Origin of the sequence: Nitrospirillum guanabarense (assembly GCF_034653355.1) — a bacterium.
Taxonomy (GTDB): Bacteria; Pseudomonadota; Alphaproteobacteria; order Azospirillales; family Azospirillaceae; genus Nitrospirillum.
Map to the genome: position 1 here is coordinate 418,103 of NZ_JAYEER010000002.1, position 21,606 is coordinate 439,708.

The 21,606-nt window shown below is 66.4% G+C and carries 18 protein-coding genes; 11 read left to right on the forward strand and 7 right to left on the reverse strand.

The genetic code is table 11. From position 1 onward, the window contains the following. Positions 1-318: 318 nt before the first annotated feature. The gene (locus UAA55_RS08410; protein ID WP_322952234.1) at positions 319-2,706 is read left to right on the forward strand and encodes a WD40/YVTN/BNR-like repeat-containing protein; all 2,388 of its coding nucleotides are present in this window, start codon (positions 319-321) and stop codon (positions 2,704-2,706) included. A 121-nt stretch (positions 2,707-2,827) separates the two neighbouring features. After that, complete coding sequence (locus UAA55_RS08415; protein ID WP_322952235.1) at positions 2,828-5,869, forward strand: DUF748 domain-containing protein; 3,042 nt, start codon at positions 2,828-2,830, stop codon at positions 5,867-5,869. A 12-nt stretch (positions 5,870-5,881) separates the two neighbouring features. Here UAA55_RS08415 and UAA55_RS08420 read toward each other — a convergent pair whose 3' ends face one another. The 3 genes from UAA55_RS08420 to UAA55_RS08430 form a co-directional block, all read right to left on the reverse strand. Further along, positions 5,882-6,559, reverse strand: a complete 678-nt coding sequence (locus UAA55_RS08420; RefSeq protein ID WP_322952236.1) for a Fe2+-dependent dioxygenase — start codon at positions 6,557-6,559, stop codon at positions 5,882-5,884. Positions 6,560-6,697: 138 nt separating this feature from the next. Beyond that, positions 6,698-8,110 carry a sensor histidine kinase gene (locus UAA55_RS08425; protein ID WP_322952237.1) on the reverse strand — a complete coding sequence of 471 codons (1,413 nt, stop codon included), beginning with the start codon at positions 8,108-8,110 and terminating at the stop codon, positions 6,698-6,700. Further along, a complete protein-coding gene (locus tag UAA55_RS08430; protein WP_322952238.1) occupies positions 8,097-8,783 on the reverse strand; it encodes a response regulator transcription factor in 687 nt (228 codons plus the stop codon). Before UAA55_RS08430 ends, UAA55_RS08425 begins: the two co-directional genes overlap by 14 nt. Before the next feature lie 597 nt (positions 8,784-9,380). Here UAA55_RS08430 and UAA55_RS08435 point away from each other — a divergent pair. From UAA55_RS08435 to UAA55_RS08465, 7 genes are all read left to right on the forward strand, one after another. Next, positions 9,381-9,785, forward strand: a complete 405-nt coding sequence (locus UAA55_RS08435; RefSeq protein WP_322952239.1) for a hypothetical protein — start codon at positions 9,381-9,383, stop codon at positions 9,783-9,785. Positions 9,786-9,788: 3 nt separating this feature from the next. Further along, the gene (locus UAA55_RS08440; RefSeq protein ID WP_322952240.1) at positions 9,789-10,037 is read left to right on the forward strand and encodes a hypothetical protein; all 249 of its coding nucleotides are present in this window, start codon (positions 9,789-9,791) and stop codon (positions 10,035-10,037) included. Positions 10,038-10,431: 394 nt separating this feature from the next. Beyond that, positions 10,432-11,997, forward strand: a complete 1,566-nt coding sequence (locus tag UAA55_RS08445) for a hypothetical protein (RefSeq protein ID WP_322952241.1) — start codon at positions 10,432-10,434, stop codon at positions 11,995-11,997. A gap of 107 nt (positions 11,998-12,104) precedes the next feature. Continuing rightward, positions 12,105-12,563, forward strand: coding sequence for a hypothetical protein (locus tag UAA55_RS08450; protein WP_322952242.1), 459 nt, complete (start codon positions 12,105-12,107; stop codon positions 12,561-12,563). A gap of 611 nt (positions 12,564-13,174) precedes the next feature. Beyond that, a complete protein-coding gene (locus UAA55_RS08455; protein WP_322952243.1) occupies positions 13,175-14,269 on the forward strand; it encodes an aromatic ring-hydroxylating dioxygenase subunit alpha in 1,095 nt (364 codons plus the stop codon). Then, positions 14,266-15,030 carry a GntR family transcriptional regulator gene (locus UAA55_RS08460; protein ID WP_322952244.1) on the forward strand — a complete coding sequence of 255 codons (765 nt, stop codon included), beginning with the start codon at positions 14,266-14,268 and terminating at the stop codon, positions 15,028-15,030. Before UAA55_RS08455 ends, UAA55_RS08460 begins: the two co-directional genes overlap by 4 nt. 41 nt (positions 15,031-15,071) lie before the next feature. Beyond that, positions 15,072-16,046 (forward strand): PDR/VanB family oxidoreductase, encoded by a 975-nt coding sequence (locus UAA55_RS08465; protein ID WP_322952245.1) that lies wholly within the window; start codon positions 15,072-15,074, stop codon positions 16,044-16,046. 7 nt (positions 16,047-16,053) lie between these two features. Here UAA55_RS08465 and UAA55_RS08470 read toward each other — a convergent pair whose 3' ends face one another. Then, the gene (locus tag UAA55_RS08470; RefSeq protein ID WP_322952246.1) at positions 16,054-16,887 is read right to left on the reverse strand and encodes a metallophosphoesterase; all 834 of its coding nucleotides are present in this window, start codon (positions 16,885-16,887) and stop codon (positions 16,054-16,056) included. A 128-nt stretch (positions 16,888-17,015) separates the two neighbouring features. Then, on the reverse strand, positions 17,016-17,480 hold the full coding sequence (locus UAA55_RS08475) for an Rrf2 family transcriptional regulator (protein WP_322952247.1): 465 nt from the start codon (positions 17,478-17,480) through the stop codon (positions 17,016-17,018). Positions 17,481-17,780: 300 nt separating this feature from the next. Here UAA55_RS08475 and UAA55_RS08480 point away from each other — a divergent pair, with 300 nt between their 5' ends. Both UAA55_RS08480 and cydB read left to right on the forward strand, forming a co-directional pair. Further along, on the forward strand, positions 17,781-19,217 hold the full coding sequence (locus tag UAA55_RS08480) for a cytochrome ubiquinol oxidase subunit I (protein ID WP_322952248.1): 1,437 nt from the start codon (positions 17,781-17,783) through the stop codon (positions 19,215-19,217). Positions 19,218-19,225: 8 nt separating this feature from the next. Beyond that, positions 19,226-20,227, forward strand: a complete 1,002-nt coding sequence (gene cydB / locus UAA55_RS08485; protein WP_322952249.1) for a cytochrome d ubiquinol oxidase subunit II — start codon at positions 19,226-19,228, stop codon at positions 20,225-20,227. A 43-nt stretch (positions 20,228-20,270) separates the two neighbouring features. On the opposite strand, the gene UAA55_RS08490 is transcribed toward cydB, so the two are convergent. Next, positions 20,271-20,855: an RNA polymerase sigma factor gene (locus tag UAA55_RS08490; RefSeq protein WP_322952250.1), complete on the reverse strand. Its 585-nt coding sequence runs from the start codon at positions 20,853-20,855 to the stop codon at positions 20,271-20,273. 182 nt (positions 20,856-21,037) lie between these two features. Continuing rightward, positions 21,038-21,523 (reverse strand): NnrS family protein, encoded by a 486-nt coding sequence (locus tag UAA55_RS08495; protein WP_322952251.1) that lies wholly within the window; start codon positions 21,521-21,523, stop codon positions 21,038-21,040. Positions 21,524-21,606 lie beyond the last annotated feature (83 nt).

Genomic DNA, 21,606 nt, shown 5'->3' on the forward strand with positions numbered 1-21,606 from the left:
CATCGGGGAAATTGAAAGAAAAATCGCTTTAACCGAATAGATGTATTGATAATCACGATTAATGCAGCCGCATTGAAGGGTAATGGCGGATTCTTCTTGAAAGCTCCATCATATGTCGCGCCAGACCGTATGTGGCCGTGCGTGAAAAATGGTCCTGGTCGGCGCAGCGTTGAAACTGGCGACCGTGAGGGCGGAGCTGATGCGGTTGCCGCTGCGACACCGCGCTTCATCTTGGCTGCACCGCGCCGCTTGATGTTACCGGTAACTTAGGCAACAGTGGCGCCGAAAACGATTACAAATGGGGTTGGGAACGCTGCCATGACAGGAAATCCGCAGTTCGCGCGGGCACGATGCCTGTTGCTCGCCACCGCCGCGGCCCTGGCGCTGGCCGGCTGCCAGGCTGACGGCGGGCGGATCGCACCGCCCGTCGCCGCCGCGCCGCCGGTGTCCGCGCTGACAGGGCAGGTGCCCTATCAATGGAAAAACGTGCAGATCGTGGGCGGCGGCTTCGTCGACGGCATCATCTTCCACCCCACCGTGCCGGGCCTGCGCTACGCCCGCACCGATATGGGCGGCGCCTACCGCTGGGACGGCGATGCCAAGCGCTGGGTGCCCCTGCTGGACTGGGTGTCCTATGCCGACACCAATCTGATGGGTGTGGAAAGCATCGCGCTGGACCCGCATAACCCCGACCGTGTCTACATGGCGCTGGGCACCTACACCAACCCGCTGGCGCCCACCGGCGCCATCGTGCGCTCCGACGACCGGGGGCGGACCTTCCGCCGTGTCGACGTGCCCATCAAGTTCGGTGGTAACGAGAACGGCCGAGGCAATGGTGAGCGTCTGGCGGTCGATCCGAACGATCCGGACACCCTCTACCTGGGAACCCGCCACGACGGCCTGTGGGTCAGCCACGACGGGGCGGCCACCTGGTCGCGCGTGGCGAGCTTCCCCGACGTGACGGAGGATGTGTCCAAGGACGCGGCGGCCGGCGTGTCGCCCTGGGCGCGCGGCGGGGCCGGCCTGGTGTTCGTGATCTTCGACCCGAAGAGCGCGACGAAGGACGGCAAGGGCAGCCGCACGATCTACGTTGGCGCTTCCCTCAAAGGACGTGACAATCTGTTCCGCAGCACCGACGGCGGCAAGAGCTGGGTCCCGGTGCCGGGCCAGCCCACGGCCAACCGGCCCACGCGCGCCGCGCTGGCCGCCGATGGCACGCTCTACCTCTCCTACGGCAGCAGCCCCGGCCCCACCCGCATGACCGATGGCGCGGTGTGGAAGCTGGACACCCGGCGGGGCAAGTGGACCGACATCACGCCGGAGAAGCCGGACGCCGCCAAGGGGGCGGCCTTCGGCTATGCCGCCGTGGCGGTGGACGCGCACGACCCCAAGGTGGTCATCGCCAGCTCCTTCGACCGGCACCGCCAGCCAGGGTCCTACCCCGGCCTGGGGGAGGACATTTTCCGCAGCCTGGATGGCGGCCGGACCTGGCATACGGTGTTCGGCGGCCCCAAGGGCGACGGCAAGAACGGCGGCGTCTACGACTACAGCCTGGCGCCCTATGTGAAGCCCACGCCCATCCACTGGCTGTTCGATATCGAGATCGACCCCGCCAACCCCGACCACGCCCTATTCACCACCGGCTATGGCGGGTGGGAGACGTTTGATCTCACCGCCGTGGACAGGGGCCAGCCCAGCCACTGGCAGGTGATGAGCACGGGCATCGAGGAAACGGTGGGTATGGCCTTCAACAGCCCCACCCAGGGCGCCCCGCTGATTTCCGCCATCGGCGACTATGGCGGTTTCGTGCATTGGGATCTGGACAAGCCGGCACCGGAGGGGGCGGCCTCCTCCCCCCTGTTCGGCAACACCGACAGCGTGGTGTCCGCGCCCCTGAACCCGAACGTGGTGGTCCGCGTCGGCATCCATGACGAACGCTATCCCGCCCCCAACATCGGTTATTCCCTGGACGGCGGCCACAGCTGGCGGCCGACGAAGATGCCGGTGCCGGAGGCCAAGCGCGGCAAGGTCGCCGTCTCCGCCGATGGCGCCACCTGGGTGTGGACGCCGCAGGGCGCCAAGGAGGGGCTGGTGTCCGGCGCCTACGTCACCGTGGACCATGGCACCACCTGGACCGCCGCCCAAGGGCTGCCGGACGGCGTGCGGGTGGTCGGCGACGCCGTCGATCCCGACGCCTTCTACGCCCTGTCGCTGTTCGACGGGAAACTGTACGTCAGCACCGACCGGGCGGCGCACTTCCAGGCGCGGCCCTTCACCCTGCCGAACGGCCTGCCCACGCCGGCGGCGGTGCGCGATGGCCGGGGCGACCCACGCGGCGGCCAGGATGCCCTGTACGCCACGCCGGGCGAAAAGGGCGATTTGTGGATCGCCGCCTTCGACGGCCTCTATCACGGCACCGCCGCCGGTGGCGCCTTCACCCGCATGCCGGGCGTGGAGCAACTGCACGCCTTCGGCTTCGGCAAGGCCGCCCCCGGCGCCAGCGTCGCCGCCCTCTACCTGGTGGGCACCATCGGCCGGCAGCGGGGCATCTTCCGCTCCGACGACGCCGGGTGGCACTGGGTGCGGGTGAACGACGACCAGCACCAGTGGGGCCTGGTCCTGCAGGTGTCGGGCGATCCCAAGCGGTATGGCCGCGTCTACGTCGGCACCCATGGCCGGGGCATCGTCTACGGTGATCCGCAATAAGGGAATTGCCAGATGATCCAAAGGTTTAGTGCCTTTTGGGCCGGTCCTGGAGGCACTAAACCCATATCCCTTGCAGCTTTGCCATTATAGGATGGGGTCAACGCCGCAGGACCCTATCCCCATGCCCACCTCGCCCCGCGCCCCGTCTTCGTCCAATCCCCCCTCCAAAGGGGGATGGCGTCGTCGCGCCGGTGTTTTCTTCCGCCGGCTGCGGCTGGGCGAGCCCCGCCTGTGGTGGAACGTGCGGCGCAAGCGGTTCTGGGTGGTGCTCATCCTGGCGCTGTACACGCTGGTGGGCTTCCTCGTCGTTCCGCCCCTGCTGCGATGGGAAATCGTGGACGTGGCGCGGAAGACTTTTCAGCGCCCAGCCTCCTTGGACGACGTGCGCGTCAACCCCTATGCCCTCAGTGTGGAGTTGCGCGGCTTTCGCCTGGCGGAGGCTGACGGCGGCCCGCTGCTGGGTTTCGACCGGCTCTATGTCCGTTTGGCGCCCAGTGGTCTGCTGCGCTGGGCCTGGGGCATCAACGACATCCAGCTGGATGGTCTGAAGGCCACGCTGGCGCGCTATGGCGAGACCGACACCAACATCGGGCGCCTGATCCAGGCCGCCGCCTCCGGCGATGACCAGGCCAAGGCCGAAGCGCCCAGCCAGGGCCTGCCCCGGCTGCTGATCCGGCACCTGACCATCACGAACGCGGCGGCCGACGTGACCGACCAGGTGCCGGGCACGCCGTTCAAGACCAAGGTCGGCCCTGTCAGTGTGGAATTCAACGATCTCAGCACCCTGCCGGAACGCCAGGGGCAACAGCACCTGCAGGTGGGGTTGGAGGGCGGCGCCACCCTGGAATGGACGGGCACATCCGGCCTGAACCCCATCGTGTCCGCCGGCCATGTGGCGGCGCGCGGGCCTTACATTCCCTTGGCGGCCCGTTATTTTGGCGATGTCTTCAAGGTCACCGTGCCGACCGGCACCGTCGCGGTCGACCTCGACTATCAGGTCAGCCGCCGCGCCGACGGTGCCTATGCCCTGGCGGTCACCCATGCGGGTGTGGTGCTGCGCGACTTGGCGGTGCATGAGGCCGGGGTGGCGGCGCCTTTCCTGATCCTGCCGGAACTGCGCCTGGCCGGCGGGCGCCTGGCTTGGCCCGAACGCACCGCTGCCGCTGATAGCCTCAGCCTGGACGGCTTGACCGTGGACTTGCGGCGCCAGGCGGATGGCCGCGTCGGCCCCATGCCCTGGCTGGTGGGGGATGCCGCTCCAGCGGCCGTGCCGGCACCGAAGAGGGCCGACGCGCCGCCATGGACCGCCACACTGGGCAAGGTCCAGGTGCGCAAGGCCAAGGCGATGGTGGAGGATCGGGCGTTGCATGAACCGGCACGGCTGGAGCTGACGCCCATCGACCTTACCCTGGACAATCTCTCCAACCAGGCGGGCGCCGCATTCCCCTTCAGCCTGGCGGCGGCGCTGTCCGGTGGGGGCCAGGTGACGGCGCACGGCAAGGTCACGGCGCTGCCGACCCTGCGGCTTGAGGCGACGGCCGCCCTGACCGACCTGCCGGTCGCCGCCGCCCAGCCCTATGTGCGCGAAAGCGCCCGGGTGGACATCAACGATGGCCATCTGTCGGCGGAGGGTGACATCACCATCACACCGCCCGAGGGCAAGACGCCTGGCGGTATCACCGTGGTCGGCAAGGGCGAGGTGCGGGCGCTGGCGGTGGCGGAGCAGGGCGGCGGCATCCCGGTCGTTTCCTGGGATAGGCTGAGCATCGACCGCTTTGAATACAGCCAGGCGGCCAATGAGCTGCGTGTTTCCCAGGTCACCGTGGCGGCCCCCTATCTGCGCCTGCAGGTGGCGGCCAACCAGACCACCAACTTCAACCATCTGATAGTGCCACGGGCCAAGGCCGCCGCCGGGGCGGCCGCACAAGCTTCGGCACCGGCGCCGGAGATCAGCGCGGGCCGGGTGGTGGTCACGGGCGGGAAGGCCGATTACGGCGACGCCTCCCTGCCGCTGCCCTTCTCGGCCCACATCACCGACCTGCAGGGGGAGGTGGCGGCGCTCAGTTCCAGCGCCACGGCATCCTCGCGCCTGGCCTTGCGCGGCCAGGTGGGCGACTTCGGTCAGGTGACCATCGACGGCCGGCTGATGCCCTTCGACCCCGGCCGCGATTCCAACGTCAACATGCTGTTCCGCAACGTCGAATTCCCCGACCTGTCGCCTTACACGGTGAAGTTCGCCGGGCGGCGCATCGACCGGGGGCGCCTGGACGTCGACCTGCACTATCTGGTCAAGGGCGGCGCGCTGAACGGCGCCAACCGCGTCGTCATCCGCGACATCAAGCTGGGCGACCGGGTGGATGTGCCCGGCGCGCTGGACCTGCCCTTGGACCTCGCCATCGCGCTACTGAAGGATGATGAGGGCAAGATCAACGTCGACCTGCCGGTCAGCGGCAACATCAACGACCCGCGTTTCGACATCGGCAGCGTCATCCGTGCCGCCGCCGCCGACCTGCTGACCAATCTGGTCACCGCCCCCTTCCGCGCCCTGGCCGCGCTGTTCGACGGGGCGGACGCGGACAAGCTGGACCATATCGACTTCGCCCCCGGCCGGGCCGACCTTTCCCCGCCGGAGCAGGAGAAGGTCGTCCATCTTGCCCAGGCGCTGGGCGCCCGGCCGCAATTGGCCCTGGTGGTGCCTGGCGTCGTGGCGCCGGAGGAGGACAAGGCGCAACTGCAGGCCGATGCGCTGGATGCCCGCATGGCTCAGGCGTTGGCCGACCACTACACGCTGGAAGGCCAGCGCCAGTTCCTGGAGGCGCAGTTCAGTGAGCGCTTGGGCGCCGATCAACTGCCGCCGTTGCGCGATTCCTTCACCCATACGCCCCCAGCGGCCCCCGGCGCCAAGACCCCACCGACCCCCGTGCTGGATGAAACAGGCTATGTCGGCGCCCTGCGTGACCGTGTCGCCAAGACCGAACCGGTAGCGGAACAAGCCTTGAAAGCCCTGGCGCAAGCCCGGGCGACCGCAGTGGCCGGCGCCCTGAAGCAGCGGCTGCCCAACCTGGATCCCAAACGGGTCAACCCGCGCGGCGAGGTCCAGGCGAAGGTGGACAGGGAAGGATTGATCCCCCTGAAGCTGGACGCGGCCAGCGCTGGCGATTAGGCCGTTACGCCTTCACAGCTCCGTCCATTCGCGCATCAGGTTGGCGTAGATGCGGGCCAGGGCGTCGAATTGCGCGCTCTTGCCTTCCAGGCTGTGCAGATGGGTCCGGGCCTGGCCCAGGTCATACAGCATGGACCGGTGTTCCGGGCGGCGGATCATGCTTTGCAGCCAGCCCACGGCGGCCATGCGGGTGCCCCGCGTCACCTTGGCCACGCGGTGAATGGCGCCGGACGGATAGGCGATCAACGACCCCGCCGCCGGCTTGAATCCCTGTTCGTGCCCGCCCTGCTCGATGACCAGCTCGCCGCCGTCGTATGTGGCGGGGTCGCACAGGAACAGGGTGAAGGAGATGTCCGCCCGCACCGCCCCCCGGTCTGGCGTGAAGATCACCGGCATGTCGTTGTGGGCGCCGTACTCCATGCCCTCGTCATAGCGGTTGAAGGCCAGGGGCGCCATGAACAGAGGGAACAGGGCGCGGCGGAAATCCTCACACCGCTCGATCCCGCGCACCACCTGGCGGAAGGCGAACTCATAGCCAGGCATGCCCGCCTGCAACTGCAGGTTCTTCTTCACCTGCCGGATCTGCTCCCCCGCCGTGGCGGCGCCGTCGGCGAAGGACGTGCCGCGCAGGCCCGCCAGCAATTGGCCGATTTCCTGTTCCGTCAGGACGTTGGGGAAGATGGTGATCATGGACCCGCGGCGTCCCTGCGTTCGTATTCCTCGAGGCGGGTCACCTTGCCGGTTGGCGTGCACGGTGGCAACCGGGGAAAGCGACGCGGGGCAGGATGTCCACGGGGACCGCGGGCCGACATAATTTGGCTCAGATGGTCAGGCGCCCGCGATCCCGCCCGCCGGCACCCTGGCAACCGACGCCCCCTCCGCCACCAGCTCCACCACGCAGCCGGGATTGTTGTCGCCGACCCGGGGCGCCAGGCCGTGCAGGCGGGCGATGGCGGCCACCAGGCTCAGGCCCAGGCCGGTGCCCTCCAGGTGACGGGTGCGGTCGGAGCGGTAGAAGCGGGAGAAGACCAGGTCGCGCTCGTGCGCCGCGATGCCGGGGCCGCTGTCGGCGACGCGAATGACCGTGGCGCCGTCGTCTTCGCGCGGGCCCAGGGTCAGGCTGATCCGGCCGCCGGGGGGTGTGAACTTCAGGGCGTTGTCCACCAGGTTGCCCACGGCCTCCATCAGCAGGTCGCGATCGGCGAACATCGGCGGCACCGGCGCGATATCGACGGTGAAGACGATGTCCTTGGTCTCGGCGATGGGCTGGTACAGCTCCTCGATCAGCAGGATGATCGCGGCCGGGTCCAGGGTGGTGAAACCGCGCCGACGCTTGCTGTTCTCCAGCTCGCGGATGCGCAGCAGGGCCGTGATGACGGCCAGCGCCTGGTCCAGGCCGCCGATGGCCTTGCCCACGGTCTCGCGCGTATCTTCCGGCCCCATGTCCCCCTTCAGGGTGCGTTCCAGACGGGCGCGCACGCGGGTCAGGGGGGTGCGCAGATCATGCGCGATCTCGTCGCCCGTGGCCTTGATCTCGCCCAGCAGACGCTCCGTCTCGTCCAGGATGCCGTTGAACAGCAGGGACAGGCGGTCCAGCTCATCCCGCGGCCCCACGCCCGCGATGGGCAGGCGCTCATGCACCTGACCGCCCATGATGCGTTCCGCGGCGCGGTGCACCTCCTTCAGCCGCTGCTGGGTGCGCCAGGCCAGGAATATGCCGGCGGCCAGGGCCAGGCCCATGGCCGGGATGGCGCCCATGGTCAGGGCGCGCACCACCACCTCACGCAGGATGACCATGTATTGGCCGTTGCGGCCAATGACCAGGACGTTGCCGTTGGCGATGCGCAGGGCCGCCAGACGCACATCGATGGCGCCCATGGCCGGAATGTCGGTGCGGGCGGCGCGCACCACGTGGACTTTGCCGTCGATGGGCAGGTCGGGCGGCACCCGCTCCAGGTTGCCGGCGACGCGATGGCCGTCTGGCGTGAATAGGGCGGCGTAGCCCACGCGGTGGAAATCGCCGGTCACATGGGTGTTGATCAGGGCCAGGATGGCGTCCTGGTTCTCGCTGGCCAGGGTGCGCGCGTCCTCGGTGATCAGCGCGTCGATGCGGTTGGTCTCGAACACTGTGGCCCGCCAGTAGATGAAGGCGAACAGCAGCAGGGACGATCCGGCGAAGAAACAGGCGAACACCATGGCCAGCCGGAAACTGGTGGTGCGGGCTATCTCACTGAGGTTCACGAAGAACGAAGCCCACGTTGCGGATGTTGTAGATCATGGGGAAGTCGCCGGGCGCGTCCACCTTGCGCCGCAGCTTGCCGATGTGAACGTCCACCAGGTTGGTCTGGGGCGAGAAGCGGTAGTTCCACACGTCTTCCAGCAGCATGGCGCGGGTGATCACCTGGGCCGGGTGCCGCATCAGGTACTCCAGCAATTTGAACTCGCGTGGCAGCAGTTCCACCGGCCGGCCATCGCGGTTGGCCTCGCGGCTGATCAGGTCCAGCTCCAGCGGGCCCACGCGCAGGCGGGTGGTGCGTGGCTCCGCCGGGCGGCGCAGCAGCGCCTCCACCCGGGCGGACAGTTCCGACAGCACGAAGGGCTTGATCAGGTAATCGTCGCCCCCGGCCTTCAGCCCGCGCACACGCTCATCCACGTCGTTCAGCGCGCTCAGGAACAGCACGGGCACCCGCACGTCCTCCGCCCGCAGCTGGCCGATGATGGACAGGCCGTCCACCTCGGGCAGCATGCGGTCCAGGATCAACAGGTCGTAGTGGCCGTCGCGGGCCCGTTCCAGGCCCACGCGGCCGTTGTCGGCGTGGCTGATCATGTACCCGCGGTCGGACATGTCGCGGATGATCTCTTCGGCGGTTTCCTGATCATCCTCAATCAGCAGGATGTGAGCTTTGGAGATCACTGGGGCCATCCCTGATCGTCGAACGTTTCGATGTCCATCCGCCGGGTCCGCCGTCAGCCGTTGCGCCATGGTCCGGGCGCGCTGCCCGAATGAAACCCTGACCGCCCGCCAAGGGCGTGCCGGTGGCAACCACCCAACATGGTGAATGCGGCGATACCGCTGGGGCGGAAAACGGACGACGGCGGTCCTCTGGCGGGGACGTTACCGTGGCAACTTTCGGCTCGTTTGATTAATGCCGCCAATTAAAAATCACGAATGATTTTTAAAAAAAATTATAATTTTGTCTATTCAAGCGCTGTGATAACGCATTACCCCATGAAAGTTGGGTGTGTGACCTAATGCCGCAGTATATCATGATATCTAGTTGTAAAAAAGCCCTGAAAATTCACCATAGAGATTTTGAAAAATCCGATAAATTGCGACAAAAATGTTTCTTGTTGGCGTGAATTTACTTAGGACATGATTGGTAATTTGGTTGATTCAACTATTGAAAAACTAAAATCAGTTTTAATAAATAAACTAAGCTTTAGTTGTGACGCGAGTCCGTGACGATAATATTCGATCCATCGGTCATTCACTTGACGGTTGGAGTGGAAGATGCAGCGTATACTGAATAATGCCAAAGTCCAGAAGGCCGGTCTGGCTCTGCTGGTATGGGCCGGGGTGGCGGCTTGCGCCCATGCCGCGACGGTTCCCGCCACTCAGTTGGACACCGTGAAGCGCGTCTGTCGCGACACCATGGGCCTGACGGCACCCAACACCGACTACCTCGCCTGCGTGGACAGCTTGACTGGATCGCTGGCCGAAGCCGCCACGAACCGGGCGGAGGTTTCCGCCAACCTGGCCGGCCAGTCGACGTGCAGCCAGAAGGGCCTGACCCCGGACACGCCGGACTACGCCATGTGCGTGCTGAACTATCGCGACAAGGTCCTGGGCAACGCCACCCATGTCGCCGCCTATCACTCCACGCAGAACCCGATCGACGTCGCCGGGGGGAACTAAACCATGACCATCGCCATCAGCCGCCGCCTGATCAAGGCTCATTGGGCCGCCATCCTGGCCTGCGCCACCCTCGTCGCCGGCATTGGCGGCAGCCTGGCTGCCTGCGCCGGCCCCTCCTTCGCCACCCAGCGCCTGGCGCAGGAGAACCGCGCTTGCGCCGAAGTCGGCTTCACCCCGGGCACGGGTGAGCACGCCCGCTGCGTCGACAACCTTGACGCCGCCATGACCCAGACCCTGGTGCCCATCAACTAAGGCGGTTTCCGCTATCGACGGCTCTCCCGTCCCGCCGCCGGTCACATCCGCAGAAAATCCGGCGGCGGGACGAGATTTATAGGTGATAATATATCAATATATCATGATTTACCAAAAAAATGACGCAAGAGAGCGGCCGAGTAGCGTTGTTAAATTTTAAAAACCATTTTAATTACATGAAATATACTTTAATAGACCGCCACATTTCTTCAACCGACAACTGCTTTAAAGGGCCATCGCGCCTGTCCGGGTGCGGATAAGAAGCCAATTCAGTTGATGGGAGTGGACAACAATGTCTATTGAAGCGCGGAACGGATGGAGCCATCCGCCGCATCAGATCCGGAAAGGCCGCGGCATCGCGCGCGCCGCTTGCATGACCACGGCTTGCGTTGCCTTGCTGGGTGCCGCGACCACGGCCCGCGCGGAAGACGCCACCAGCGCCACGAAGCATAAGAAGACAGCCGCCACCGCCGCCACCCCGACCCAGGTCGTGGCGACCCAGGCGCAGATCGACGCGCTGAACAAGCAGATCCAGGCGCTGCAGTCGCAGCTCCAGGCGCTGGCGACCCAGCAGGACACCAACGCCAAGGCTGTGGTGGAATCCCGCAGCGCCGCCGAGAAGGCCGCCGCCGCCGCGACCCAGGTCGCCCAGCAGCAGAAGGTGACCGATCCCAACGACAACAGTCTGCGCCTGGGCAAGGGCGTGAAGCTGACCTTCGGCGGCTTCATCGAAGCGGCGAGCATCTACCGGTCGCGCAACATGACCGCCGACGTCGCCACCCCCTATGCCGCCATCCCGTTGAAGAACTCCTCCAACTACGACCGGGGTGAGTTCCGCGGCAGCGCCCGCCAGAGCCGCGTCTCCATGCTGGCTGAGAGCGACGTCGGCCCCGACACCCACCTGGGCGCCTACATCGAGACGGATTTCCTGGGCGTCGGCACGTCCTCCAACAGCGGGCAGAGCAACAGCTATGTTCCGCGCCTGCGCCAGGGCTACCTGACCGCCGACTGGAAGGACACCGGCTGGCACCTGCTGGCGGGCCAGTCCTTCAGCCTGGTCACCACCAACAAGTCCGGCATCGACCCCCGCACCGAGGCGCTGCCCATGGGTCCGGACGCCCAGTACGCCGCCGGCTTCGACTGGACCCGCAACTGGAGCCTGCGCGTGGTCAAGGACTGGAACCGCCATTATTGGCTGGGCGTGGCGTTGGAAAGCCCGCAGGCGTCCATCAGCGGTTCGACCGCCTTGGTGGCCAACAGCAACACCAACACCGGCGGTTCGCTGCTGAACAGCACGGCCAACTACTCCACCGACATCGCCCCCGACCTGATCGTGAAGGCCGTGGCCGAGCCCGGCTGGGGCCATTACGAGGTGTTCGGCCTGGCGCGTGAGTTCCAGAGCCGTGCCGCCGGTGAGAACTACACCGAGACCGGCTTCGGCTTCGGTGCCGCCGCCATCCTGCCGGTGGTGCCCAAGTATGTGGACATTCAGCTGAGCACCATGGCCGGCCAAGGCATCGGCCGCTACGGTTCCTCCAGCCTGCCGGACGTGACGGTCAACCCCTACGGCCGCCTGTCGCCCATCACCGAGGTCACGGCCATGGCCGGCGTCATCGGCCATCCCACGTCCGATTGGGATTTGTACGCCTACTATGGCCTGGAACAGGACGACAGCAAGGCGTTCACGGTCGGCGGCAAGGCCTACGGCTATGGCAACGCCCTGGCCGTCAACACCGGTTGTTACACCGAGAACTCGCCCCTCGCCTGCACGGGCAACACCCGTTCGGTGCGTGAGGCGACGGCCGGCTTCTGGTGGAAATTCTACCACGGCAACATGGGCACCATGCAGTTCGGCATGCAGGGCGAATACATCCGCCGCGACCTTTTCCAGGGTGTGGGCGGCAGCCCCGGCACCGACGACACGGTCGTCTACACCGCCTTCCGTTACTACCCATTCTAAATCCCACACCGGCCCGGCTCCCTCGGGGGCCGGGCCTTTTCCTGGGTTCCCTGCCATCATGAAAGCTTGATGGTCGGATCCATCCCCGAAGAGGAGATAAGACCGCCATGCCGGACAAGACCACCGCCAAGCCCAAGGACCAGCGGGTCATGACCACCTTCCGCCTGGAACCCGACCTGCTGCGGCAGATCAAGATCCGCGCGGCGCTGGACGGCACCAGCATCAACGCGTTGATGGAGCAGGGCATCCGCCACATCCTGCGCATCAACCGCGAGAACGACGAGTCCGTGCGCCGCTTCATCATCTTCGTGGCGGAGCTGAGCCCGGCGGAAATGCAACGCCTGGGCGCGGGCCTGGATGACATCGTGATGGAAGCGACCACCGGAGAGTTCTACCTGTGGGCCCACGGCTTGCGGCGCGGCGATAAAGACCGCACCGTGTTCAACAGCCACAGCCTGGCGGATACCGGCCTCAGCGGACGCCAGATCCGCCAGCACCTGCTGGACCATGCCGACGCCCTGGTGAACGCGCCCCAGGACTTGCCGGTCAAGGCGGGCCGGGCCTGATCCGGACCCGCATGGGCCACGCCCTCTCAAGCGGGGGTGGGCAAGCGGGCGCGGGCAAACGGGGCGGGAGGGCTTCTGCGCGGCGCACCTTTCCCGGGGTGCGCCGGCTGCGGTATCGTACGCGCGCATATCCCCGACGTCCTGCGGGCCCAGGCCTACCGGGCGGTTGTTTCCGGTGGGAAGGGGGTAGGCATGGGCAATGGCATTTGGGGCACAGCGCTCGACGCTCGGCTCCCCTTCGTCTGCGCCATCCCCATGGCCAGCAGGTCGCGTCGCCGCATTCCCATCCGCTCCCCCAAACAATCAGCATCCCTGTGCGCCAGGACGTCATTCCAGTGTGCCATCATTTCTTTTTTGGGGCGGAATGATGGTCGTCCGTGGGCACGCTGGCCCGCGATGCCAATGCGGCCGTTGTTTGCCGCTCTTCAGGCTCCTGAATTGCCCCCCGTCGGGGAAGATGTATGCATAATGTGGGATATCGGCCATGTTTGACCGCCAAAAAGACTTTGTTGCATGCATATTCGCGATACGATACATATGCTTCATAATAAATGTGGAGGAGCGGTGCCATGGGTCGGGATGATCTTACGCACGGTGAGGGTCCATCTTGGGTGACGGGGCGTTCGTTGGTTTCCGGGGGAGGGGCCTCTGGGCCGGATACGGCGGCGAAAGCCTGGCCGGACAACGCCTGGTACGCGGCGGCTTGGGACCATGAGGTGGGGCGGGCGCTGTTCCCGCGCACCATCTGCGGCACGCAACTGGTGTTCTACCGCCAGCTGGACCGCACCCCGGTGGCCCTGGCCGACGCCTGCTGGCACCGCCTGGTGCCCCTGTCCAAGGGCCGGCTGGTGGGCGATGGCGTGCGCTGCGGCTATCACGGCCTGGAATACGCCGCCAACGGCCGCTGCACCCACATGCCCAGCCAGGAAACGCTGAACCCGGCGGCCTGCGTGCGGTCCTATCCGGTGGTGGAACGCCACCGTTTCCTGTGGGTGTGGATGGGGGATCCGGCCCTGGCCGACCCCGCTCTGGTGCCCGACCTGCACTGGAACCATGATCCCGAGTGGGCGGGCGACGGCCGCCTGATCACGGTGAAGTGCGACTACCGCCTGGTGCTGGATAATCTGATGGACCTGACGCACGAAACCTTCGTGCACGGCTCCAGCATCGGCAACGACGCGGTGGCGGAGGCGCCGTTCCAGGTGACCCACACCGACAAGACCGCCACCGTCACCCGCTGGATGCACGGCATCGACCCGCCGCCCTTCTGGGCGGCCCAGCTGGGCAAGCCGGGCAAGGTCGACCGCTGGCAGATCATCAATTTCGAGGCGCCCTGCACCATCGCCATCGACGTGGGCGTGGCCCCCGCCGGCACCGGCGCGCCCGAGGGGGACCGCAGCCAGGGCGTCAACGGCTATGTGCTGAACACCATCACGCCCGAGGCGGACGGCAGCTGCCATTACTTCTGGGCCTTCTGCCGCAACTATCGCCTGGGTGAACAACGCCTGACCCACGAGCTGCGCGAGGGCGTGCACCGCATCTTCGGCGAGGATGAGGAGGTGCTGGAGGCGCAGCAGCGCGCCATCGAAAGCCATCCGGATCGCCGCTTCTACAATCTCAACATCGACGCCGGCGGCATGTGGGCCCGCCGCCTGATCGACCGCATGATCGCGGCCGAGCGGCCGCAGCGGGTGGCGGCGGAATGAAGGCGATGGCGGCGGAGGAAGAGGGCAGGGGCATGCAGGTGGCGCGCGCGCAGCAGGGTCTGCGCGAGCTGATCCTGGCGGGTGAGCTGCCGCCCGGCAAGCGCGTGTCCGAACCGGCCATGGTCGAGCGGCTTGGCGTGTCGCGCACGCCGGTGCGCCTGGCCCTGGAGCGGCTGGCGCAGGAAGGGCTGGTGGCGCCCGGGGCCAGCGGCGGCTTCGTCGTGCGCGCCTTCACTGCCGCGGATCTTGCCGACGCCATCGAGGTGCGCGGCACGCTGGAGGGGCTGGCCGCCCGCCTGGCGGCGGAGCGCCGGCCCACCGCCGCCGCCCTGGCACCTTTGCGCGACTGTGTGGCGGCGCTTGACCGGGTGGTGGCCCAGCCGGTGCTGAGCGAGGCGGACTTTGACGAGTACGTCCGGCTCAACGCCTTTTTCCATGAGGAACTGGTGCGCCTGGCCGGGAGCGGCGTCGTGGCGCGCGCGGTGGAGCAGGCGGCGGCACAACCCTTCGCCGGCCCTTCGGCCTTCGTGCAACTGCACGCCACCGAGGCGGCGGGCCGCGACACCCTGGTGGTGGCCCAGGAACAGCACCGCCGGTTGCTGGAAGCCATCAGCCGGGGCGAGGGGGCTCGGGCCGAGGCGCTGGCCGCCGAGCATGCCCGCGTGGCCCAGCGCCGCCTGCGCGCCGCCCTGAGCGACCGGGACCGGCTGGATGGCCTGCCTGGCGGATCGTTGCTGCGACTGGCGGCGGCGTGGCCGTGACCATGGCGCGGCGCTGAAACATAACGGGAGGAAAACGACCTATGGGATTCAAGGCGGAATGGGGGGCAGCACGCCTGCTGGCCACCCGCGACGTGGCGGATGGCATTCGCCAGTTCGACATCCAGCCGGAGGGGCCGGTGCCGGCCTACGGCCCTGGATCGCACATCCAGGTGCAGGTGCTGATCGGCGGGCAGCCGGACGTGCGCCACTATTCCCTGGTGGGGGAGCCAGGCGACGGCATCCTACGCATCGCGGTGAAGCGGCTGCCCGACAGCCGGGGCGGTTCCACTTACATGTGGGGGTTGGCGCCTGGCGCGCGCCTGACCATCAGCGCGCCCCTGAACCATTTCGAGCTCTCGGCCGGCCGGCCCGATCACCTGCTGATCGCCGGTGGCATCGGCATCACCCCCATCCTGGCCATGGCGCGCGCGCTGGCGCGCCGGGACGCTCCCGTCCGCCTGCTCTATGCGGCCCGCCGCGCCGAGGATTTGGCCTTCGCGGAGGAATTGCGGATGCTGCTGGGCCATCGGTTGGAGATCTTCCTGGACGCCGACGGCCAGGCCATCGACTTCACGGCCGAATTGGCGCGGGTGGCGCCGGGCGGTGAGGTCTACATCTGCGGCCCGGCCCCCATGATGGCGGCGGCGCGCCGGGCGTGGGCCGCCCTCGGCCGGCCGCCGGCCGACTTCCGGCTGGAGACGTTCGGCGCTGGCGGCGCCTCTCCCGCCCAGCCGTTCATCGCCCGCGTGCCGCGCCTGAACCTGACGGTGACCGTACGCTCTGACCAGACCCTGCTGTCGGCCCTGCAGGAGGCCGGCGCCGACCTGATGTACGACTGCCGCCGGGGTGAATGCGGCCTCTGTGCCCTGGACGTGGTGGATGTGGCCGGCGGCGTCCTGGACCACCGCGACGTCTTCCTCAGCGATCGGCAAAAGGCGGAAGGCCATCAGATGTGCGTCTGCGTCTCCCGCGCCACGGGCACAGTGACGCTGGATACGGGGGACCGGGCGGGATAAAGGGGACTTACAGTGGCCCCGCCCGCTGGGCGTCCAGCACGCGCACCTCAGGTCCGTGCAGGGCCACTGCGGAAAGGCGGCCGCTGCGGTAGGCGCCGGTGTCCACCGCGATGCGCTGGGGTAGGATGTCGACGTCCGGCACGATGGTGTGGCCATGGACGATGACCTTCTCGTGCGGCCCCTCGGCCAGCATGAAGGGCGCGCGGATCCACAGCATGTCTTCCGCCACCTGTTCGGCCAGGGGCCGGCCGGGTCGTATGCCGGCATGGACGAAGGCGTAGTCGCCATAGACGACCTGATAGGCCAGCCCGTCCAGGAAGCGGCGGTGTGACGGCGGTAGCTGGGCCGCCAGCGCCTCGCTCAACGCCACGGCCTGCAATACGGCCGGCCCTTCCATCACCGCGGGCAGGCCATAGCTGCGCAAGGTGGCCGGGCCCCCGAAGTCCAGCCACCGCAGGGCGGCCAGGGGATCGACCAGGAAATCCAGCATGGATTGTTCGTGGTTGCCGCGCAGGCAATGGCGGGTGAAGCCGGGCAGCATGTCGTCCAGGGTGCGGCCGGCCGGGTCGGCGCCGCCGCGCAGCAGGTCGATGACTCCGCGGCTATCCGGACCCCGGTCGACATAGTCGCCCAGCATGATCAGCACCGGCGTCAGGGGGCCGTGGCGCTCCACCATCCGGGCGTGGTCCCGGGCGATGGCGTCGAGCAAGCGGCGCAGCAACCCCAATTCACCGTGGACGTCGCCCACGGCATAGAGGATATGCCCGTCCGGCGCCCGGGGCGCCGGACGGTCGGGACGAGCCTGGGCTGGCCTGAGGGCGGCGCGCAGTCGGTTCAGCATCGCGAATGACATCCGGCAAGGATGCGGGTGGGGTGTAACCGACGGTAAGGGCTGGGCGTTCCCCTGTCACCATCGTTGCCATCAGGGCGACCCTGCGTTGATCGGGACGCCGTGGGCGTGGCGGGCGATCAGGCGGTTCCGGCCAGGCTGGCGGGCAGCGGCAGGTCCAGCAAGCCGGCCAGGGTGCGGCGGGGTTTCACCAGGTCGGCCAGGGTATAGTCGTCCAGCACGGCCAAGAAGGCCTGCAACGCTTCCTTCAGGGCGGACTTCAGCACGCAGGTGGGATTCAGGCGGCACAGCGCGGGAGAAGCGCTGGAGAAACATTCCAGGATGTCCAGCTCCTGCTCCGTGGCGCGGACGACCTCGCCCAGGCGGATATCTTCCGCCTTTCGGCCCAGGCGCAGCCCGCCGCCCCGTCCGCGCACGGCCTCGACGTATCCCAGCTGGCTCAGCTGGTGCACCACCTTCATCAGGTGGTTCTTTGAGATGTCGTAGGTCTGGGCGACGTCGTTGATGGTGGCCAGGCCGTCGGACTTCAGCGCCAGGAACACCAGCGTGCGCAACGCGTAATCCGTATAGCTCGACAGCCGCATGGGCGCCCTCAAAAACAGCACGAGGGATACATCTATACCCCATACACACGGTCGTGTTCGCCGGTTTTGTTATGAGTGTCATGCGATGCTGGTCGTGCCGACCGGAATTGGACGATGCCAACCGGTTCCGACAAGTTACCGCAAAAATCACCAATCATTCCCGGGCACAGTGCCTTAGACAATTCGACCGCTGGACGGTTCGCCCGATCAAGCGGATCTTGAGCGCACGTGAACGCCAGGGGCATTTTCAACCGCGGACAGGCTCCACCCCCGGCGGCCTTCGAGAAGGAGACCAGTCCCATGTCCACCGACCGCCTGTTGGATCCCCTGATCCTGTCCCGGTTGCAATTCGTCTGGGTGGTGGCCTGGCACATCCTGCTGCCGGCCTTCACCGTGGGGATCGCCTCTTACATTGCCATGCTGGAAGGGCTGCACGCCTGGACCAAGAATCCCGTTTACTTGAGGATTTCCAAGTTCTGGATCCGCGTGTTCGCCGTCACCTTCGGCATGGGCGTGGTCAGCGGCATCGTCATGCCCTTCCAGTTCGGCACGAACTGGAGCCGCTTCACCGACGCCGTCTCCAACGTGGTGGGGCCGCTGTTCGCCTATGAGGGCCTGACAGCGTTCTTTCTGGAGGCCGCCTTCCTGGGCGTGCTGCTGTTCGGGCGCAAGCTGGTGCCGCCCTGGGCCCATTTCGTGGCGGCGAGCATGGTGGCCCTAGGCACCCTGCTGTCCACTTTCTGGATCCTGGCGGTGAACAGCTGGATGCAGACGCCCCAGGGTTACACCGTCGTCGACGGGCGCTTCTTCCCGGCCAGCTGGGTGGATATCATCTTCAGCCCCAGCTTCCCCTACCGCCTGGCCCACGTGGTCAGCGGCTTCTATGTCACCACCGCCTTCGTCGTGCTGGCGGTGGCGGCCTACACCCTGCGCAAGGGCCGCTTCCCGGATGAGGGACGGGTGATGATGCGCATGGCGCTGGGCTTCCTCACCCTGTTCGTGCCGCTGCAGATCGTGCTGGGCGACATGCACGGCCTGAACACCCTGGAACACCAGCCGGCCAAGCTGGCCGCCATGGAAGGGCTGTGGGAGGGCGGGCGGGGCGTCCCGGCTTCGCTGTTCGGTTTCCCCGATCAGAAGGCGGAAACCAACCATTTCGAAATCACCGTGCCCAAGCTGGGCAGCCTGTACCTCACCCACCACTGGGATGGGGCGGTGAAGGGGCTGAAGGACTTCCCGGCCGATGAACGGCCGCCGGTGATCGTCGTCTACTGGGCCTTCCGCGTCATGGTGGGCGTGGGGCTGCTGATGCTGGCCATCGTCGGCGTGGGCTGGCTGCTGCGCTGGTCCGGGCGGCTTTACACGACCGGCTGGTATCTGCGCGGCCTGCAATGGGTGGGGCCCCTGGGTTTCATCGCCGTGCTGGCCGGCTGGACCACGACGGAGGTGGGGCGCCAACCTTGGACCGTCTATGGCCTGATGCGCACGGCGGACTCGGTGACGCCGTCCCTGACCGGCGGGGATGTCATCCTGTCATTGCTGATGTACATGGCGGTCTACCTGCTGATCTACCCTACGGGCCTGCTGCTCCTGCGGCGCATCGTGCGCAACGGGCCGCTGGATCACGATGCGGAGAATGACACGCCGGTGGAAAGCGGCCGGCCGGCCCAGCCGGTGGTGGCCCTGCCGCTGGCCCAACTTCCCGAGGGACCTGCTGCGGAGGGACATACGCCATGAACGGCCCCATGCTCGATCTGGTCGGCGTCTGGACGGTGATCCTGGGCGCCGGCGTCTTCTTCTACGTGCTGCTGGATGGGTTCGACCTGGGCGTGGGCATGCTTTACGGCCTGAACCCCGACAGCACGTCGCGCGGCATCATCATGAACTCCATCGCCCCCATCTGGGACGGTAACGAGACTTGGCTGATCCTCGGCGGCTTGGCCCTGCTGGCGGCCTTTCCCCTGGCCTTCGCCATCATCATCCCGGCCTTGTATTTCCCCGTGCTGCTGATGCTGCTGGCCCTCATCTTCCGTGGCGTGGCCTTTGAGTTCCGCTTCAAGGACAAGGAGCACCGGGGCTTCTGGGACAACGCCTTCGCCTACGGTTCCGCCGTCGCCACCTTCGCCCAAGGTACGGTGCTGGGCGCCTTCATCCAGGGTTTCCAGGTGGAGGGGCGGCAGTTCACCGGCGGTTCCTTCGATTGGCTGACGCCCTTTTCCGTTATGACAGGCGTGGCCCTGATGGCGGGGTACACCCTGCTGGGCGCCGGCTGGCTGATCCTGAAGACGGAAGGGGAACTGCAGGACTGGGCGCGGGTGCAGGGGCGGCGGGCGCTGATCCTGGTGCTGGTTGGCATCGGCATCGTCAGCCTGTGGACGCCGTATGCGGAACCCGACATCGCCCGGCGCTGGTTCACCTGGCCCAACATCGTCTTCCTGGCGCCGGTGCCCCTCGCCAGCGCGGTGCTGGCCTGGGCCACCTGGCGCAGCCTGGGCCGTGACCATCACGCCTGGCCCTTCGTCTACGGCGTCGGCCTGTTCATCACCGCCTACCTGGGCCTGGCCATCAGCCTGTGGCCCAACATCGTGCCCCACAGATATTCGCTATGGGACGCCGCCAGTTCGGAAAGCACCCAGGCCTTCCTGCTGGTGGGTACGCTGTTCCTGCTGCCCATCATCCTGCTGTACAGCGGCTGGTCCTATTGGGTCTTCCGCGGCAAGGTGAAGGCGGACGCGGGCTATCATTGAGGTCGGGCGTCCCGGCTGCCGTGGATGCCAGCCGGGGCGTCGCTCATTTGGCGATGTACTTCCCGCCCCGCGGTTCGTTACGCCGACTGGGAAAATAGCGGAAGATCAGCGAGTGGACGTTGCCGGTGCTGGTGCCCAGCGCGGCGGCGATGGCCTTGTAGGACTGGCCGGCGTCCAGCATTTCCCCAATTTTGCGGATCCGCTCCTTCAGGATGACGGGATTGCGCGGCTGCAGGGTGGGGAAGTACTGGCCGATGGCGTTGCGGACATAATATTCCGAAACACCGGTCACCCGGCTGATGTGGGCCGGTTTGTGGCCCTGGCCATACAGTTTGCCGATATGGGCGATGGTCTCCGGCGCCAGCTTGCTGGTTCCGCCAAATCCCCGGATATTCCTATATATGTATTGCCGGATGGTGTGCTGACTCTTGCCCAGAATGGTCGCGATCGACGGTACGCTTTCACCGGCGCGCAGCAGCGATTCGATCGTTTCGTGCTGATATATCCTCAGATCGATATTTCTGCTGGAAAGCTCGGGAAAGTACCAATTTATCAATATCGACAAATAACTTGGACTCATGTTCAAGGCATCAGCTATTCTGTAAATAGGAAATCCCTGATCAGACATCAATTTTATGAGCGCGATTGTGTCCGGATTGTGGCGTCTCGATAACTCCTCATGTCGTGTATTGTGCATGGCATTTCTTTCGAATACGGACTATGGAGTCACGCGGTCGACGCTACAGGGAATGGTAAATAATATATTGCAAAAAAGACAATAATTTAACGCCAATGCGCCGCGTCATAATGTCATATTTTGCAAACCACGCACGCATACCCATCTGATTCTTCAGGATAGTTCAGAATATACAAACGTTGAGGGGCGGAGTCTTGAAAAATGTGGTGCTGAAAGCCATTGCCGGCAAAGTCCGGAGGGGGCTGTGCCGGCAGGCTCGTGCCACGGTGGTGGTCAGTTGGCCAGTCGCGGCCGCCACCAGTTCGGCAGGTGGTGGGCGGCGAACAAGGCGAAGGCGGCGATCCACAGCAGGGCCGACAGGGCCAGCAGCGACAGTGGCAGGCCGGCCGGTCCAGTTGCAGGATGAAGCCGGCTACGCCCGCCATGACGAAGCCGAACAGCATCTCATGAATGTGCCAAGCCAGCGGATCCAGGACATGGGGCCGGCATAAGGGCGGGGCGCGGTGGCCATGGGGAAACCCTCCAGACTGGAGCGCCGAACCCGGCGGATCCTGCCCAGGATGAAGGTCCCCTGGCCCCTCATCGTTGTGCTGGCGCAAACCCTACCGCGCTAATAGCCAGCGTAAGCTGGCTAGGACGCGACGGCGTCCGCCGGAGCGAGCACCGCAGGGCGGCCGCGAGG

Coding starts and splice junctions, on each gene's coding strand:
- UAA55_RS08410 (WP_322952234.1), top strand. CDS start 319: ATGACAGGAAATCCGCAGTTCGCGCGGGCACGATGCCTGTTGCTCGCC.
- UAA55_RS08415 (WP_322952235.1), top strand. CDS start 2,828: ATGCCCACCTCGCCCCGCGCCCCGTCTTCGTCCAATCCCCCCTCCAAA.
- UAA55_RS08420 (WP_322952236.1), bottom strand. CDS start 6,559: ATGATCACCATCTTCCCCAACGTCCTGACGGAACAGGAAATCGGCCAA.
- UAA55_RS08435 (WP_322952239.1), top strand. CDS start 9,381: ATGCAGCGTATACTGAATAATGCCAAAGTCCAGAAGGCCGGTCTGGCT.
- UAA55_RS08440 (WP_322952240.1), top strand. CDS start 9,789: ATGACCATCGCCATCAGCCGCCGCCTGATCAAGGCTCATTGGGCCGCC.
- UAA55_RS08450 (WP_322952242.1), top strand. CDS start 12,105: ATGCCGGACAAGACCACCGCCAAGCCCAAGGACCAGCGGGTCATGACC.
- UAA55_RS08460 (WP_322952244.1), top strand. CDS start 14,266: ATGAAGGCGATGGCGGCGGAGGAAGAGGGCAGGGGCATGCAGGTGGCG.
- UAA55_RS08465 (WP_322952245.1), top strand. CDS start 15,072: ATGGGATTCAAGGCGGAATGGGGGGCAGCACGCCTGCTGGCCACCCGC.
- UAA55_RS08470 (WP_322952246.1), bottom strand. CDS start 16,887: ATGCTGAACCGACTGCGCGCCGCCCTCAGGCCAGCCCAGGCTCGTCCC.
- UAA55_RS08475 (WP_322952247.1), bottom strand. CDS start 17,480: ATGCGGCTGTCGAGCTATACGGATTACGCGTTGCGCACGCTGGTGTTC.
- UAA55_RS08480 (WP_322952248.1), top strand. CDS start 17,781: ATGTCCACCGACCGCCTGTTGGATCCCCTGATCCTGTCCCGGTTGCAA.
- cydB (WP_322952249.1), top strand. CDS start 19,226: ATGCTCGATCTGGTCGGCGTCTGGACGGTGATCCTGGGCGCCGGCGTC.
- UAA55_RS08490 (WP_322952250.1), bottom strand. CDS start 20,855: ATGTCTGATCAGGGATTTCCTATTTACAGAATAGCTGATGCCTTGAAC.